15 protein-coding genes are annotated in these 16672 nt (G+C 64.8%); 8 read left to right on the top strand and 7 right to left on the bottom strand.

What is annotated here, in order from left to right; genetic code table 11:
* Positions 1-19: 19 nt before the first annotated feature.
* Together fabG and RhoFasB10_RS15590 are read right to left on the bottom strand one after the other, a co-directional pair.
* Positions 20-778: a 3-oxoacyl-ACP reductase FabG gene (gene fabG / locus RhoFasB10_RS15585; protein WP_068427338.1), complete on the bottom strand. Its 759-nt coding sequence runs from the start codon at positions 776-778 to the stop codon at positions 20-22.
* Positions 779-832: 54 nt separating this feature from the next.
* Positions 833-1570, bottom strand: coding sequence for a 1-acyl-sn-glycerol-3-phosphate acyltransferase (locus RhoFasB10_RS15590; protein ID WP_167677161.1), 738 nt, complete (start codon positions 1568-1570; stop codon positions 833-835).
* Between the two features lie 129 nt (positions 1571-1699).
* Here RhoFasB10_RS15590 and RhoFasB10_RS15595 point away from each other — a divergent pair, with 129 nt between their 5' ends.
* Positions 1700-2041 (top strand): hypothetical protein, encoded by a 342-nt coding sequence (locus RhoFasB10_RS15595; RefSeq protein WP_167677163.1) that lies wholly within the window; start codon positions 1700-1702, stop codon positions 2039-2041.
* 10 nt (positions 2042-2051) lie between these two features.
* Here RhoFasB10_RS15595 and RhoFasB10_RS15600 read toward each other — a convergent pair whose 3' ends face one another.
* A complete protein-coding gene (locus tag RhoFasB10_RS15600; RefSeq protein WP_167677165.1) occupies positions 2052-2663 on the bottom strand; it encodes a TetR/AcrR family transcriptional regulator in 612 nt (203 codons plus the stop codon).
* A gap of 72 nt (positions 2664-2735) precedes the next feature.
* On the opposite strand from RhoFasB10_RS15600, the gene RhoFasB10_RS15605 reads away from it, so the two are divergent.
* The 3 genes from RhoFasB10_RS15605 to RhoFasB10_RS15615 all read left to right on the top strand — a co-directional run bounded on the left by RhoFasB10_RS15605 (position 2736) and on the right by RhoFasB10_RS15615 (position 6236).
* Positions 2736-3602 (top strand): alpha/beta hydrolase, encoded by an 867-nt coding sequence (locus tag RhoFasB10_RS15605; protein WP_167677167.1) that lies wholly within the window; start codon positions 2736-2738, stop codon positions 3600-3602.
* On the top strand, positions 3599-4645 hold the full coding sequence (locus RhoFasB10_RS15610) for a quercetin 2,3-dioxygenase (RefSeq protein WP_167677169.1): 1047 nt from the start codon (positions 3599-3601) through the stop codon (positions 4643-4645). The genes RhoFasB10_RS15605 and RhoFasB10_RS15610 overlap by 4 nt, the downstream gene beginning before the upstream one ends.
* 127 nt (positions 4646-4772) lie before the next feature.
* Positions 4773-6236 carry an NAD(P)/FAD-dependent oxidoreductase gene (locus tag RhoFasB10_RS15615; protein ID WP_167677171.1) on the top strand — a complete coding sequence of 488 codons (1464 nt, stop codon included), beginning with the start codon at positions 4773-4775 and terminating at the stop codon, positions 6234-6236.
* On the opposite strand, the gene RhoFasB10_RS15620 is transcribed toward RhoFasB10_RS15615, so the two are convergent.
* Positions 6181-6885, bottom strand: coding sequence for a M50 family metallopeptidase (locus tag RhoFasB10_RS15620; RefSeq protein WP_068427248.1), 705 nt, complete (start codon positions 6883-6885; stop codon positions 6181-6183). The two genes, RhoFasB10_RS15615 and RhoFasB10_RS15620, sit on opposite strands and share 56 nt — an antisense overlap.
* Positions 6886-7006: 121 nt before the next feature.
* Between RhoFasB10_RS15620 and RhoFasB10_RS15625 the strand changes: the two genes are divergently transcribed.
* From RhoFasB10_RS15625 to RhoFasB10_RS15640, 4 genes are read left to right on the top strand one after another with little or no spacing between them, the layout of a single operon-like run.
* The gene (locus RhoFasB10_RS15625) at positions 7007-7987 is read left to right on the top strand and encodes a tripartite tricarboxylate transporter substrate binding protein (RefSeq protein ID WP_240931143.1); all 981 of its coding nucleotides are present in this window, start codon (positions 7007-7009) and stop codon (positions 7985-7987) included.
* A 24-nt stretch (positions 7988-8011) separates the two neighbouring features.
* Positions 8012-9397 carry a gluconate:H+ symporter gene (locus RhoFasB10_RS15630; RefSeq protein ID WP_068427252.1) on the top strand — a complete coding sequence of 462 codons (1386 nt, stop codon included), beginning with the start codon at positions 8012-8014 and terminating at the stop codon, positions 9395-9397.
* A gap of 20 nt (positions 9398-9417) precedes the next feature.
* Entirely contained in the window at positions 9418-11025 is a 1608-nt protein-coding gene (locus RhoFasB10_RS15635; RefSeq protein ID WP_068427342.1) for an ATP-binding protein, read from the top strand.
* The gene (locus RhoFasB10_RS15640) at positions 11018-11695 is read left to right on the top strand and encodes a response regulator (RefSeq protein ID WP_302050735.1); all 678 of its coding nucleotides are present in this window, start codon (positions 11018-11020) and stop codon (positions 11693-11695) included. The genes RhoFasB10_RS15635 and RhoFasB10_RS15640 overlap by 8 nt, the downstream gene beginning before the upstream one ends.
* A gap of 36 nt (positions 11696-11731) precedes the next feature.
* Here the strand turns inward: RhoFasB10_RS15640 and RhoFasB10_RS15645 are convergent, their stop codons facing one another.
* The 3 genes from RhoFasB10_RS15645 to RhoFasB10_RS15655 all read right to left on the bottom strand — a co-directional run bounded on the left by RhoFasB10_RS15645 (position 11732) and on the right by RhoFasB10_RS15655 (position 16654).
* Positions 11732-13285, bottom strand: coding sequence for an acyl-CoA carboxylase subunit beta (locus RhoFasB10_RS15645; protein WP_068427254.1), 1554 nt, complete (start codon positions 13283-13285; stop codon positions 11732-11734).
* 78 nt (positions 13286-13363) lie between these two features.
* A complete protein-coding gene (locus tag RhoFasB10_RS15650) occupies positions 13364-14320 on the bottom strand; it encodes an acyl-ACP desaturase (RefSeq protein WP_167677221.1) in 957 nt (318 codons plus the stop codon).
* Positions 14321-14440: 120 nt separating this feature from the next.
* Positions 14441-16654 carry a DUF2254 domain-containing protein gene (locus tag RhoFasB10_RS15655; RefSeq protein WP_167677173.1) on the bottom strand — a complete coding sequence of 738 codons (2214 nt, stop codon included), beginning with the start codon at positions 16652-16654 and terminating at the stop codon, positions 14441-14443.
* Positions 16655-16672 lie beyond the last annotated feature (18 nt).

The following is a 16672-nucleotide window of genomic DNA, read 5'->3' on the forward strand; positions in this document are numbered from 1 at the left end:
CACGGGCGGCGAAGCCGCACTAATCTTTCGGGCCACCCGCGGCGTACACGACCTGACCCGAGATGAAGCCTGCACCCTCGCTGACGAAGAACGACGCGAGGTGCGCGATGTCGTCGGGATGTCCGACGCGGTTGACCGGAATCTGCGCTGCCGCAGCGGCTTTGAAGTCTTCGAAGGGCACGCCGACGCGCTCCGCGGTAGCTGCCGTCATCTCGGTCTCGATGAAGCCGGGTGCGATGGCGTTGGCGGTGACACCGAACTTGCCGAGCTCGATAGCGAGGGTCTTCGTGAAACCCTGCATACCCGCCTTGGCGGCCGCGTAGTTCGCCTGTCCACGGTTGCCGAGAGCCGACGTGCTCGACAGGTTGACGATGCGACCCCACTTCGCATCGATCATGTGCTTCTGCACCGCACGCGTCATCAGGAACGAGCCGCGAAGATGCACGCCCAGAACGGAATCCCAATCGTCGACGGTCATCTTGAACAGAAGGTTGTCACGGGTGATGCCCGCATTGTTGACGAGAACGGTCGGGGCACCGAATTCGGAGGCGATCCGGTCCACCGCGGTTCGAACCGATTCTTCGTCGGCTACGTTCGCGCCGATGGCGACGGCGTGCCCGCCCGCGGACTGGATGGCGCCGACGGTGTCCGCGCAGGCGGACTCGTCGAGGTCGACGACAGCGACACCGAATCCGTCCTTGGCCAGACGCTTGGCGACGGCTGCGCCGATTCCGCGGGCGCTTCCGGTCACTACGGCAGTCTTGATCTGATCACTCACGTGCATCTCCTGAAGTTGCGATCGATGAGAACCTCGAACTGTTTCTACCAAACCTCAGTACGCAGCGACCGCCCCGTCGACGGCTTTCTGCAGTCCGGTCGACACGACCCGGGCAATGTCGATCGGTTTGTCCGGCAGGTCCCGAATCGGCGCGTCGATGTACACCGACGCGGACTTCAGCTTGGTCGATTCGGGCCCGTAGCTCAGACCGATGCAGACGAGGATCGGTTCGACCCCGAGTTTCCGCGCCCGCACTGCGATATGGCCGATCCCGCTGCCCACTTTCTGGACCTGCGTCGGATCTTCCAGATTGCACGTGCCCTCGGGGAAGATCGCGAGGTCGTCTCCCCGTCGCATTCTCTCGGCGCTGATGTCCATCATGCGGTTCCCTGCTGCACTGACGGCCCGCATGCCGTGATTCTTGCCGCGAAACACGGGGATGCCGCCCATCATGTCGATTCGCCTGCGCTGCTTCGATTCCTGGAACAGCTCGTCCTTCGCCAGCACCCGGGTGCGACCGATGACGGGACGCAGCGGACTCGACCATGCCGTCGCCGCGACGGTGTAGGGGTCGGTCTCGGTGAGGTGATTGATGGCGATGATCAGCCGCGCGTCGTCGTAGACCAGCCTGCGCAACTCCTCGCGTGCACCGTCGGGGTAGCTCAGCCGAGGCTTGAAGCGTCGGGCAAGGGCTGCATAGGCGAGACGCGCAACCTGCCGGTTCTGTTGGTGCCGTAGATAGAAGTCGTAGACGGCCTGATCGTTTTCGAGAACTACGGCGGGGCGCTCCATGCGGAAAGCTTAGACGGTCGGACGCGGGCCACCGCCGCTCCTTCGTTCACGTGTAAGTCCCGGTTTGCCGGGTATGCGACACGGCAGCCACTCGTGCGCACCGACGGCAACCTGAAGGGACTGAGGACCATGGCAGAGCAGAAGAAACCACGTAACCCTCGCTGGATCAAGACGGCCGAGAATCGCACCGGACTCGCCTGCATGTTGCTAGGCCTGGTGTCCGCCGGGTTGTTCATCGTGGCCCTCGGGGGCGGCTTCGAAGGATGGGCAGTGATCGCAGGCATTGCCGTGATCGCCATCTTCGCGACCGGCCTTCTGTGCTTCCGCGCAAGCGCGAAGAACGTGCAAGACCCGACTCCCGTTGTGTACCATCCGGATTCACCCGATGTGGTGTTCGACGTGGATCGCAACACAGGCAAGCGCACCCCGCACGACAACACACCACACGACCGCACGCCACACGACCGCTAGCCCGGCCGAATCAGGTAGTTCCTCGACGACGCAGCGCCGGTCCGAGGCGGTCGATGTGCGCCTTCACGCCGGCGACGATGTCGATCGCCCCGTTGCTCATGACCCATTGCAGCTGTAGTCCGTCGCTGACGGCCAGGCATTCACGCGCGACGGCGTCGTAGTCGATGTCGGGGTCCAAGCCGTCACGGTCGATCCCGGCGCGCAGACGCTCACCCAATCCTTCCACCGCGATGTCGTACCGACCTGCGTACACCTCGTGCGCCGGGCTCGACGGGTCCGCGGCTTCGGCATTGACCAGCACGACCAACGAGATCAGCCCCGGCTCGGCGAGATATCGACGCGTCGCATCGACCATGTACTGAAGCGTCGCCAGCCCGATCACGTCGTCGGGCAATGCGTCCCACCACCTCGCGGACGATTCGAAGCGCTCCTGCGCGACGGCCACGAGCAGATGCTTCTTCGATCGGAAGTGGTGCAGCAGACCACCTTCGCTGATCCCGACGTCCGACGCGATCGTGGTCATCGCGGTGCGGTGGTACCCCTCGCTCGCGAATCGCGCCGCTGCCGCCTCGACGATGTGCTGCCTTCGTTCGTCTCCGACGGAGTACCTCCCACGCGCCATGACGCACGACAGTACTCGCGCCGGTCTGTCGACGAAAACAAGGGATCCTTTGTTTTGGTGTACGGTTGACGCATGGAGAAACTCGACATCGAGTTCGCACCCGGCCTTCTACTCGACGTCGTCGCCCCCGATGGGGCATCGAAACGCCCCGCGATCGTGTGGGTGCACGGTGGCGGGTGGCGGATGCAGGACAGGAAAGCGCGACCCGACTTCGCACGCCACTTCGCCGCACGGGGTTTCGTGATGGTCTCGATCGACTATCGACTCACCCCGGGCACGACGTTCCCCGGGCAGTTACACGACGTCCGCGCGGCCGTACGGTGGCTGAGGAGCCATGCCGACGAGTTCGGGGTGGACCCGAACCGGATCGGTATGTGGGGATCGTCCGCAGGCGGACATCTCGCTGCACTGACCGGTATCCATTCGAGTCGACTCGCTCTCGACGACGAGGAGCCACACGGCGTCAGCAGTGCTGTTCAGGCCGTCGTCGACGGCTACGGACCGACGACCTTCGAGAGCCAGAGCGACGACTCACCCGAGGCCGCATTACTGGGCGGCCCCCTACGCGAGAACGTCGAACTCGCCCGCGCTGCAAGCCCTGCATGGCAGGTCGGCACCGGCGTCCCGCCGTTTCTGATCGCGCACGGCACCGCGGACACACTCGTCCCTGCGTCGCACAGCATCGCGCTGCACGACGCGTTACGCACGGCGCGTCACGATTCCACCCTGTACCTCGTGCAGAACTTCGGGCACGGATTCTTCAACCCCGGCACCGTTCTCGAGTTGGGTCCAGGCGTCTTTCTGGACCAGGGGCGGCTCGAAGCAGAGCCCGACGCCCCTGCCGAGATCCGACACGACACCACGACGCACGGCCATCTGTCGATGGACACCATTGCACGATTCTTCGAACAGCATCTAGGACAAGGACTTTCCGCGTGATCACCTCAGAGATTCCGTCCATCGAGGACACACATTCGCTGATTCCCGAAGTCGATCGCCTACCGGGGCGGTGCGCTCCCTACTTCATCTCGTCCGGCGAGGGCCTTCGGTACGACCTCGGTGGTCAACTCGTCACCGTCATCGCTCGCCCGGAGGACACCGGCGGGCAATTCGGCGCAGCCTACGTCTACGGAGGCAAGGGCGTGGAGACGCCGTTCGTCGCACACGATCGCGAACACACCTTCCTGTACGTTCTGGAAGGCCGAATCCAGTTGTGGCTCCCCCGCGAGACCCAGGTCCTCATCCCCGGCGACTCCGCCACGATCCCGGCGGGCACCCCGTACGCGTATCGAATGACGGCCCACGCCAACAAGTTTCTGAGCTGGACCACCGCCGGGGACGGCCATGCCATGGCGCAGGGCACCGCCACCCAGTCGCACGTGTTCACCGGAACCAGTTCGCCGTTGCGCGATTCGGAGCTCGCCGATCAGTTCGGAATTCGCTACGCGGACCTCGAGAAGGTCGACCGCCCGGCACTGACCGGGAAGGCACTGCCCCATCATGCGACACCGTTCGTCGTCAAGGCGGGCGAGGGTGAGCGGTGGAAGAGCTCGGGGCAGCTCAACACCTATCTTGCGCGCTCCAGGAACACCGCTGGTACCTATTTCGCGGTGCACACGCGGGGCGCCAAGAGCCCCTACATTCCCCGGCACTTCCACCGCGCACACACCGAGAACTTCTTCTGCACCGAGGGAAGAATTCTGCTGCACGTCAACGGCCAGGAGATCCTGCTCACGAAGGGCGACTTCGTACACGCACCCGCGGGAACGGTCCACAGCTTCGCGTTCGACGGCAACAGCACTCAGATGCTCGGGATTCTCACCACCGGCATCTTCGAGAAATTCTTCGAATACATGAACACACCCACGGACGACAACGTCCACGACGAGTTGAATCCCGGCTCGTTCCCCGAGTCCGGATTTGCTCGCGCTCGCGCCGAGTTGGACCTCGTCGTGGTGGGACCGCCGCCAGCTCGCCGGTAATTTCTTAGACCGGTCAAAATTGTCTTAACATATGCACACGAAGTGGTGTACTCTTCAAGCACCATCGTGACACAGCACACACGACAGACCGCGAACCGGCCCGTCCCGAACTCGGAAGGACACATCCATGTCTGCCTCCAACGCAGCCGTGTCCAACACGCCAGAACTCACCCCAGCCCTCGCGCAGCGGGTGCACCGGCATCACGTCGTCATCATCGGCTCCGGGTTCGGCGGCCTGTTCGCAGCGAAACAACTGCGTAAGGCCAATGTCGACGTCACGCTGATCGCGAAGACCACCCACCACCTGTTCCAGCCACTGCTGTACCAGGTGGCCACCGGCATCCTCTCCGAAGGAGAGATCGCACCCTCGACCCGCCTGATCCTCAAGGACCAGCACAACGCGTCGGTCATCCTCGGCGAGGTCAACGCAATCGACCTCGAGAACAAGACCGTCACCAGCCAGTTCCTCGAACGCGTCACCGAGACCAGCTACGACAGCCTCATCGTCGCCGCAGGAGCAGGGCAGTCCTACTTCGGCAACGACCACTTCGCCGAATACGCCCCCGGCATGAAGACCATCGACGACGCCCTCGAACTCCGCGGCCGCATCATCGGCGCGTTCGACCAGGCCGAACTCGCCACCGATCCCGCCGAGATCGAGAAGCTCCTGACCTTCGTCGTCGTCGGCGCAGGCCCCACCGGCGTCGAAATGGCAGGACAGATCGCCGAACTCGCGAACAAGACTCTCGACGGCACCTTCCGCCACATCGACTCCCGCAGCGCGAAGGTCATCCTCCTCGACGCCGCCCCGAAAGTCCTGCCGCCGTTCGCCGACTCCCTCGGCCAGTCCGCGGCCAAGCGGCTCGAGAAGATGGGCGTCGACATCCAACTCGGCGCCATGGTCACCGACCTCGACGCCCACGGCCTCACCGTCAAGGACTCCGACGGCACCGTGCGACGCATCTCGGCGAAGACGAAGGTCTGGTCGGCCGGTGTCGCCGCCAGCCCCCTCGGTAAGACCCTCGCCGAGCAGTCCGGCGCCGAGATCGACCGCGCGGGCCGTGTCCTGGTGAACAAGGACCTGACCCTGCCCGGGCACCCGGAGGTGTTCGTCGTCGGCGACATGATGAGCCTGGACAAGCTCCCCGGCGTCGCCCAGGTCGCCATCCAGGGCGGACGCTACGCAGCCCGGGTCATCGAAGACGGCGTCGAAGCCGTGCGTGCAGGCAAGGACGTTCCCGAGCGCACCCCGTTCAAGTACTTCGACAAGGGCTCGATGGCAACGGTGTCGCGGTTCTCCGCCGTCGCGCAGGTCGGACCCATCAAGATCACCGGCTTCATCGCCTGGGTGATGTGGCTGCTGGTCCACCTGCTCTACATCGTCGGCTTCCGCAGCCGCCTGACCACCGTCATCTCCTGGCTCACCGCATTCTTCTCCAAAGGCCGCGGCCAGCTCGCCATCACCGAGCAACAAGTCGACGCCCGGCGAGCGATGTTCTACTTCACCGGCAACGACCCCGTCGCCGCCCCCGAAGTCACTGCACCGGAACCAGAATTCGCCACGCTCCCACTGCAAGAGAGCCGACGGTAACCAGCAGGAACAGGCCCACCCAGACGATTCCGGGAAGGAACGTCAGCCGGGCCAACTGATCCGCGTCGGAATCCCTGGCCCGTCCCGCGCTGCGCGACCGCTGCAGCTCGAGGACGGGCCTCGGTCCCGCGATCAGCAGGAAGAACGTGATGAAGTACGCGGCCGCGACCTGCTGTTCGCCCGTTCCCCACCAGGACACGGCGAACAGCAGCGCGCCGACCGTGACCAACGACAGCAATCCATAGAAATTGCGAATCATGGTCAGCATCAACGCAATCGAGATCACGCCGATCCACAGCACCGCCACGGCATGCTGCGTGCCCAGTACGAGAGCGGCGCCGAGCCCCAGCAACGACGGCCCGACGTAGCCGGCGAACGTCATGGCGACGACGCCGAGCCCGGTCGGCTTTCCCTTCGAGATCGCAACTCCGGACGTGTCGGAATGCAGACGAAGGCCCATCAACTGTCTGCCGGTGATCAACGCGACGAACAGATGCGCGCCCTCGTGAGCAATCGTCACGACGTTGCGCGCGATCCGCCAGGTCTGCGGAATCAGGACTATCAGTAGCGCCGTCACCGCGGCCACCTGAACGATCCACGCGGGCGGGTCAGGACTCACCGCGGAAATGCGGTCCCAGAATTGCTGCACACCACACTCTAGGTGAGCGCCGGAACACGCCAGGGTCGGCGCCGAGCGACCACAAAGACCAATACGTCCAATGGTTTCGTATACGTGACGACGGTCACGACCGTCGGCAAGATGAACGTCGATGAACACCCCGAACCAGATGACGCGACGACGCGCACTGGCGACCCTGGCGGCCCTCCCGCTGGCGTTGTCGGTCGGTTGCTCGACGCTGTCGTCGGAACCGGACCTCTCCGGACTACGGATGCTCATCCCGAATACACCGGGCGGCGGTTACGACGTCACCGCTCGGACCGCGTCTCGCATTCTCGAGAACCGTGACCTCACGGGGTCGATCGAGAAGTTCAACGTCGTCGGCGGTGGCGGATCGGTCGCGCTCGCGCGGCTGATGCGCGAGTCGGGCAACGAGAACTTGATCGCGATGGTCGGTGTGGGCGTCGTCGGCGCCGCGCAGGTGGACAACTCACCGTGGAAACTGTCCGACGCCACGGCACTCGCGCGACTCGTCGACGAGCCCGAGGCTCTCGTGGTCGGAGAGGCTTCCCCTCTCGGTTCGGCAGCGTCGCTCGCAGAAGCCTGGCGTGCGAATCCCCGTGCCTTCACCGTCGGTGCGGGTTCGGCCGTCGGTGGACCGGACCACGTCTTCGCAGTCGAACTCGCCCGGACGATCGGGATCGATCCGAACACGCTCGACATCGTCACCTTCGACGGCGCGGGCGACCTGCTCACCGCGATCATCGACGGCAGCGTCGACGTGGGAATCGCGGGCGCAGGTGAGTACATCGATCAGGTCGACGCGGGATCGTTGCGGATACTGGCGGTGTCGAACCCGACCGAGGATGCCCCGACGCTCCGCGACTCCGGAATCGATCTGGAGTTCACGAACTGGCGCGGATTCGTCGCTCCCCCAGACATTTCCGCTGCGACCAGAAACGACATCGTCGACGTGCTGCGCACGATGCGCGAGTCCGACGAATGGCACGACGCCCTGGCTCGGCATCGCTGGGCCGATTCCTTCCTGCCGGGTGAGGAATTCTCCGAATTCCTTGCGGCAGAGGATCTTCGAATGCGACGCACGCTCGAAGATCTCCATATACCTCGTTAGAAAAGAATCACGGAAGGACTTCTCGTGGACGACTGGGTCCAGACCCTCTCCACACCGGCCCTGCTCTCGATCGCACTCGTGGCGATCGCAGTGCTGCTGGTGATGATCATCAAGTTCAAGGTACACCCGCTCCTTGCACTCGTGATCGTCTCGATAGCAACAGCTTTCGCGACAAGGATCCCCATCTCGGAGATCCAGGACGTACTGATCGACGGCTTCGGCGCCACCCTCGGCGAGGTGGCGCTGCTGGTGGGACTCGGAGCCATGTTCGGGCGTCTCGCGGAGATCAGTGGTGGCGCCCAAGCACTGTCCGACGCCCTGATTCGCAGATTCGGCGACAAACGTGCTCCGTTCGCGCTCGGCGTCGCGTCACTGCTGTTCGGCTTCCCAATCTTCTTCGATGCAGCGTTCATGGTGATGCTCCCCATCATCTTCAGCGTCGCGCGTCGACTGGGTGGGAGTGTGCTGCTGTACGTATTGCCCGCAGCGGCAGCGTTGTCCACGATGCACGTCTTCCTTCCCCCGCATCCGGGCGCGGTGGCATCGACCGTCCTGCTCGGCGGCGACGTCGGCCTGACGATCCTCATCGGTATCGTCGTGGCGGTTCCCACGTGGTACATCGCGGGATACCTCTACGGCACGTTCATCGGTAAACGCATCGACCTCCCGGTACCGGACCTGTTGAGTGGGGGACCGCGGGTCGAGACCGTCGAGGACCCACCGAAGCCGAGCACCATCATCGCGTTGCTCATGCTTCCGCTGGTGTTGATTTTCGCCAACACGGCCGTCACGACGGCAGCACGCACCGGGACGTTGGACGCCGAGTCTCCCTGGGTCACCGTTCCCCAGGTCATCGGATCCACACCCGTCGCGCTCCTCATCACCGTTCTGGTGTCGACGTACGTACTCGCGCTTCGCCGAGGCCGCACAGCTGACTACGTCGAGGATCTGCTCGACAATGCGCTGAAGCCCATCGCACCCGTCGTACTGATCACCGGCGCGGGTGGCATGTTCGGTGCGGTACTGCTGGCAAGTGGCATCGGCGACGCCTTGGCCGAGACATTGCGCGACCTCGGTCTCCCGTTGATCGTGTCGACCTTCATCATCGCTGCCATCCTGCGCATCGCGCTCGGAACGGCCACCGTGGCGATTACGACGTCGGCAGGTCTGCTGGGCGCGTCGATCATGGCTGCGGGGTTGAACCCGGTGCAGACCGTCGCGATGATCCTGACGCTCGCGGCCGGCTCGTCGATCTTCCCGCATGTCAACGACGCGAGTTTCTGGCTCATCGGTAAGTTGCTCGGCATGGACGTCCCGACGACCTTCAAGACCTGGAGTGTCATCAAGACGTTGATCTCGATCGTCGGATTCGCTCTGTCCGGCGTCGTGTACGTGATCGCGTCCGTGTGACCCGAGGGTTCGGCGACGGTATGAGACGACGCCCCCGCAGCCTGGCCAGCCAGGTCCTTCTGCTGCAACTGGTGGTGGTCGCGGTGGTGCTCGTCGCCGTCGCAGGCGTCTCGATTCACCAATCGAGCTCGGAATTCCGCGCCGGTCAGAGCGCCAGGATGATCGCCGTCGCGGAGAACCTGGCGTCGACGCCCGTCGTGCGGGCACAGTCGAATGCACCCGAGGCCGACCGCGTACTCGCCCCCGAGGTCGGGCGCGCGGTCGATCTGTCGGGCGCAGGCATTGCCGACGTCGTCGGCGCATCCGGCGTGATCGTCGCGTCGTCCATTCCCGATCGGACGGGCAGGCCCGCGGAACTCGGAGACAGTCTCGCGCCGGAGGGCCGAGCCTGGAGCGGGGATGCTGTGGTCGACGGCCGTAGGTCCATCAGCGGTCACGTTCCCGTTCTGTCGCCGTCGGGCGAGGTCCGAGGTGTCGTGGCGGTCAGCACGGCCTACCCGTCGACATGGGAACTGCTCGTCGCAGCCGGGCCACCGCTTCTTCTCTACCTCGGCATCGGCGCCTGCCTCGGCCTGGTCGGGTCCATTCTGCTGTCCCGACGCGTCAAGACCCACACCCGGGGACTGGAGATCGAGGAGATCGCGCATCTCGCCGACCATCGAGAAGCGTTGCTGCACAGTATCGGTGAGGGAGTGATCGCCGTGAATCCCGACGGAGTCGTGACGGTGTTGAACGACTCGGGCGCCGAACTTCTCGGGATCGACGACGCAATCGGACGCACCGTCGACGATCTCGCCCTGGAACCGACGATTCGCGACTACCTGAAGAATCCCGACGGGAGTGGGGATTCGGTGCTGACCACTGCCTCGAGAGTTCTGGTCCTCAGTCGCCGAGCGGCCTCGAGCAAGGGACGACGGATCGGAACGATCACCACCATGCGCGACAGCACCGAATTGGCAAGGATGCAAAGCCAACTCAGCTCCCATCGATCCGTGACCGACACTCTTCGCGCGCAGACGCACGAGTTCGCGAACCAACTGCACACGATCTCCGGGCTGAACCAACTCGGCGACCACGCCGCGGTGACGGACTTCGTCGGCGCGTTGACCCGTCGGCGTGCCGAGATCAATGCGTCTGTCACACAGGCCATCTCCGATCCCGCAGTGGCGGCCCTGCTGATCGCCAAGACCTCGCTGGCGGCCGAAGCCGGGGTGGCGTTGGAGCTCGAGGAAGGCTCGCATCTCGCCGCACTGGATCCGATTCTGGCGACCGACGTCATCACCGTGCTCGGCAACCTCGTCGACAACGCAGTCGACGCCTCCGCCGGTACCGACGACGCGCGCATCGTCGTCAGCATCGACGATTCCGAGGACATCGAAATACAGGTCGCCGATTCCGGGCCCGGTGTGCCGGCCGAGATGCGCACCGAAGTGTTCTCCCGCGGGGTGACCACCAAACCCGATGCGCCCGGTGGGCGCGGGATCGGGCTCGCACTCGTCCGAATCGTCAGCTCGCAGTACGGGGGTTCCGCGCGCGTCGCCGATTCCGATTCGACCGGTGGCGCCCTGTTCACGGTGAGAATCCCGACCTCGTCGCTGCCACCCGATAGAGTCGATCGTCGTGACTGACCGGAAGTACCGCGTGCTGGTCGTCGACGACGACTTCATGGTCGCAGAGATTCACCGACGGTTCGTCGATTCCACCGCCGGCTTCGAGACCGTCGGTGTCGCCCACACGGCCGCCGACGCGGTAGCCGCTGTTCACGAGCACGCCCCCGACCTCGTGCTGTTGGACGTCTACCTTCCCGACAGGTCCGGGCTCGATGCCCTGCAGCAATTGCGCGGGGAAGGCAACGCTACCGCCGTCATCGTCATCACCGCCGCACGAGAGCTCGACACCGTCAGCCGAGCCCTGCACGGCGGAGTCACCGACTACCTGGTCAAACCCTTCGAGTATCCGCAGCTGGCGGACAAGCTGAGCGGCTTTCGACGTCGTGCGCTGGCCCTGGCCGATCCCGGTGGGGTGGACCAGTCCGTCATCGACTCGCTGTTCGGTGCCCCCGCAACCGCACCCGCCTCGCTCCCCAAGGGGCTCAGTGCAGGTACCGGGCAACTCGTCCTGGCGGCGGTCGACGAAGGCGGTGAAGTCTCGGCAGGCGAATGCGCCGAGCTGGCCGGACTTTCACGCGTCAGCGCCAGGCGATACCTCGAACACTATGCGTCGACAGGGGTGCTCAGCGTCCGGCTCGAATACGGCCGAGCCGGACGACCGGTTCATCGCTACCGCGCGACACGCTGAACCGGCGGCCGGGCGTATGCGTCACACGGGTTCCTGTCACACCGGACGCAGCAGCGACCGGCGACGCGGAGGTAGCGGCTCAGGAGTCTTGTCCGCCAACAACTTCAGCGCTTTCCGAATCTCGAGCCGCGTCGCCGACGGCTCGATCACCGCGTCGATGTATCCACGTTCCGCAGCGGTGTACGGGGTGGCCACGAACTCGTTGTAGAAGTCGATGAACTTCTGCCGCACCTTCGGCCCGTCCTCGCCTGCCGCCTCGATCTCCCGTCGCTTCAGCAGCCCGACGGCACCCTCGGCGCCCATCACCGCGATTCGAGCCGTCGGCCACGCGAAATTCAGGTCGGCACCGAGGTTCTTGGACCCCATGACGGCATACCCGCCGCCGTATGCTTTGCGAATCACGACGGTCACCTTCGGAACAGTCGATTCGATCACTGCCGCAAGGAGTTTCGCGCCGCGATAGATGACCCCGGCTCGTTCCTGCTCTAGTCCCGGCAGATAGCCCGGGATGTCGACGAGGAAGACGACCGGGATCGCGAACGCGTCGCAGATGTAGATGAACCGCGCCGCCTTCTCGGAACTCGCGATGTCGAGTGCCCCGCTGAGATGCGTCGGCTGATTGGCCACCACCCCGACGGTCCGGCCGTCCGCCCTCGTGAACGCCGTGATGACGTTGGGAGCGTACATACTTCCGATTTCGTGGAACTCGCCGTCGTCGAACACCTTGGTGATGATGTCGTGCATGTCGTAGGCGGTGTTGTCCGAGTCGGGAAGAAACGAGTCGAGACCCAGATCGGTGTCGGTCAGGTGAGGTTCCAAACCCGGGTTGACCAGGGGAGCCGATTCGTGGCAGCTACTCGGCAGGTAGCCGAGAAGGGTCTTGACCCAGGTGAATGCGTCGGCCTCGGAGTCGGCGACGTGATGCACGGTGCCATAGCTCGCCTGTTTCGTCGCGCCGCCGAGATCCTCGGCCGAAATCGTCTCGCCGGTCACCGCTTTCAGCACGTCGGGCCCCGTGACGAACATGTACGCCTGGTCCTGCACCGCAACGATGAAGTCCGTACATGCCGGCGAGTAGGCCGCTCCGCCCGCACACTTTCCCAGCATGATGGAAATCTGCGGAACCAGACCGGACAACAATCTCTGGCGCCTACCGATTTCGGAGTAGAACGCCAGCGACGTCACCGCGTCCTGAATGCGGGCACCGCCGGAATCGTTGATGCCGACGATGGGGCATGCGGTCTTCGCGGCGAGCTCCATCATGGCAACGACCTTGCGGCCGAACATCTCTCCGAGAGAGCCACCGAACACGGTGTTGTCGTGCGAGTACACCACCACGGGCCTGCCGTCGACCGTTCCCCGCCCGGTCACCACACCGTCGCCGTACGGATTGTCCGCACCGCCCGGCGCCCGCATCAACGCGCCGTATTCGACGAAGCTACCCGGGTCGAGCAACGCATCGATCCGATCACGCGGAGTCGGCAACCCGGCGGCTGCGCGCTTGGCGCGCGCGCGTTCGCTTCCGGGCTCGCGCGCGCGAGCCGAACGTTCCCGTAGAGCCTCGATCTTTTCCGCAGTCGTCACGAACACATCTTTCGTCGCAGTCGGTCGCAGTCGGTACACGAGGGGGCCGCCCCGACTGGCGGAGCGGCCCCTCCTTCGCGTGATTCAGGACGCTTGTCGCTCCGCCTTCGCGGCGTCGCGGGCGAGCGAACGGTCGCGCATCTCCTCGAACTTGGTGGCCTGCCTCTCCAGGTCTTCGAGGAACGCGGCGAGTTCTTCCCGACGGGTCTCGCCGCGGCCGGTGAAGTCCTCGCGCTCGAAGATCTTCCACTTGCGCAGGACCGGCCAGACGACCTCTTCGAGGTGCTGACGCAGGTCGTAGATGCCGTGCTTTGCCATCAGGACACCGTTGCGGCGGAAGTTCGGCATTCCGGCGCCGGGCATCTGGAAGTTCATGACGATATTGCACACCGCGTCGAACGTCTGGTCGGGTGCGATGTCGAGGGCTGCGGCGCTGATGTTGCGGTAGAACATCATGTGCAGGTTCTCGTCGGCGGCGATGCGCTGGAGCATGCGGTCGGCGATCGGGTCGTCGCACACCTTGCCGGTGTTGCGATGCGAGACGCGCGTCGCGAGCTCCTGGAACGTCACGTACGCCACCGAATGCAGCAGTCCGGTCTGCGATCCGGCGGGGGATGCGAAACCGTTGGTCATGTGGATCATGCGGGCTTGCTCGAGCGCGACGGGATCGACGCCGCGGGTGACGACGAGGTAGTCGCGCATGACGATGCCGTGCCGGTTCTCCTCGGCGGTCCACCGTCCGACCCAGGTGCCCCAGGCGCCGTCCTGGGAGAAGTTCTCGGCGATCTCGCGGTGGTAGGACGGCAGGTTGTCTTCGGTGAGCAGGTTGGTGATCATCGCAGCTTTGGCGACCTCGGAGAGCTTGCTCTGCTCCGGGTCGTAGTCCACACCACCCAGTTCGGCGAAGTTACGGCCCGCGTCCCACGGTACGTAGTCGTGCGGATGCCATTCCTTGGCCATGGACAAGTGGCGGTTCACGTTGTCCTCGGCGGCGGGGACCAGCTCACGCAGCAACTCCAGTTGTGTCAGTTCCCTGACCATGGACATGCCTCCTCGAATCGATTACCTACGAGAGCGTAGGTGCGTTCGACGACGCCGAGCGCGGACTGCGAGGAAGTCTGTTAGAAGTCGGAAGCCCGCGCGGGGCCTGCTTGGGCGTGCTCACAGATCGTCTCGCGATCCGTTCTCCTCGCCGCGCTGCCTGGTCCCGACGACGAGCGGCAGAACTCTTCCCGACGACCCGCGCTCGGAACCGAGACCCTGCGGGTCCGCGACACTGGCAAGTCGCAGATCGAGATCGCCCTTCCACTCACGCGCGGCCTGTGCGTCGAGGGCGTCCATGCGTGCGAGCAGAGGCGGGTGCTGATCCGGCGGGCACGACGCGAGCAAGGTGACGAAGAGGGACCGCAATCGACGCTGAACCTGCGTGGAGTTGGTGCTGAAGTGTCGGATCTCGTCGGTGGCGATGGTGACGTAATCGTCCCAGGTGCGACGCGTCCCGCGGATGCGTGTAGGCGTCGAGTCGTCGGTGTCGGTGCGGACGCGGGGTGCGATCGTCATCAAGAGATCCTCGAGATGATCGATCGCTTGCACGGCGCGGCCGGGGTCGTTGATCGCGGGCGACAGCGCTTTCAGGGCGATGTCGACGATCGCCTGCAGGGCAGCGGCTGGACTGACCGTCGGACTGTGCGTGTCCCCGAACACGAGACACGCCATCAGCTGATGCGCCCTGACCCGTAGCTGCGGTCCTTCGATCTCGAACAGCACTGCGTCCTGCGCGACGAACTCGCCGATCGTCGGCATCAACTCGATGGACACGCCCCACTTCTGCGCGAGCCGTTCGATGCAAACGAAGTTCACCGCGAGGAGGATTCGGCCGTCCGGCGACAGTTGCTTCAAGCGCACCGTCGTCGTGCCCGTCGGCTCGTCCGGCGGAAGCACGAATGCGGCGAGGGCGCCGCGCGACACCGGCGAACTCGACGGGTACATCCGGATTATCGACGAACGACCCTGCGCAGCAATCCATCTCAACAACCGTGCCGAGTCGAGCACGACGCCGACGCGCGCCACGAGTGCGATGAACAGGAATGCGCTGACGAACGACAGCAGGATCGCGACGGACGTCGAGACGACCGGCGCCGTCCACTCTCCGGACAGCGCGAGATCCGACGCGATGATGACCGAGAAGACGAACGTGGACAGGAACATCCCGATGGACCACCGCATCACGGACTGCTGCTGCAGCAGCGGCACGACGCGCACCGAGATCTGCGACGCCCCGAACTGCATCGCGAGGGTGATCGCGGTGAACACCAGACCGGTCAGCGTGATCATGCCGCCCGCGATGACGCTGAGCAGCGTCGCCGTGGCGCCGATGTCGAGTTCGCTCGAGGTGGTGACAGCGCCGTCGGTGGAGCCGAATTCGTCGTCGAGCGCGACGAACACGAACGCGAGCACGATCGACAGCGTCACCAGAATCGCGGGCAACCGCCACACCGGAGTTCGCCTGAGGCGTCGGCGCGTTCGGGTCCAGCGAATCCCCGCCACCAGCCGATTCGGCAATGTACGCGACGGCATCGCCACCTGCGGTTCCGCCGGTTCGGGTACCTCGATCGGAACACCGAAGCGTCCGGACAACGCTTCCTGCGCGACGATCTTCGCGCGGACTACGGGTTCGCGGAAACGCTTCTCGCGCACCCAGGCTCGCGTCTGCTTCTCCGGTTTGTCGGTGTATCGCCACCGAGCCCACGGAGACGACGGACGGGCGAGTCGGATCGCGCCGACGACGAGCAGCGGTACGAAGAACAACCCGACCAGGCCGGTCCAGAGTTTCCCCTTCAGCACCGTGATCGCAGCGAGCACCAGTTGCCCGAAGATCACGACCAGCACGGCGACGAGCGTCAGCAGCGACCTGTTCTGCTGATAGGCCTCGAAGTCGCCGGCGAAACCGATGGGGTGCACGCCGAGCAGGAACAGCGCGGAGATCGCGATCGCGACGAAGACGGCGTCGATCGACGACCGTCCTTCCTCGGCCCAGTAGACGTCGCGCAGATGCAGAATCAGTGCGAACTCGTCGAGCATCAACGCGCTGCCGACGCCGAAGACGCCGGCCAGGATGCAGTTGGCGACCGGGGTCTCGTAACTGGAGAGAGCGACGAGCGCGAACCCCGACACGAGGACCATGACGAGGCCGAACATGACGTGGTGGATGTGCATGCCACCGGGCGTGACGTTGCCCGGCCACCACGAGACTTCGGCGCGGATCATGCGGACGCTGAACCGGATGAACAGAAAGGCGAGCAGAAACGACACGAGCAGGAAGAACAGCGGAAGACGTCCGGTGTCCACGACCGCTTCGGTGAACCATCTCCCCATCACAGGCCTCCTCGCTAC

It is taken from the genome of Rhodococcus sp. B10 (assembly GCF_011770055.1).
Classification (GTDB): domain Bacteria; phylum Actinomycetota; class Actinomycetes; order Mycobacteriales; family Mycobacteriaceae; genus Rhodococcoides; species Rhodococcoides kyotonensis_B.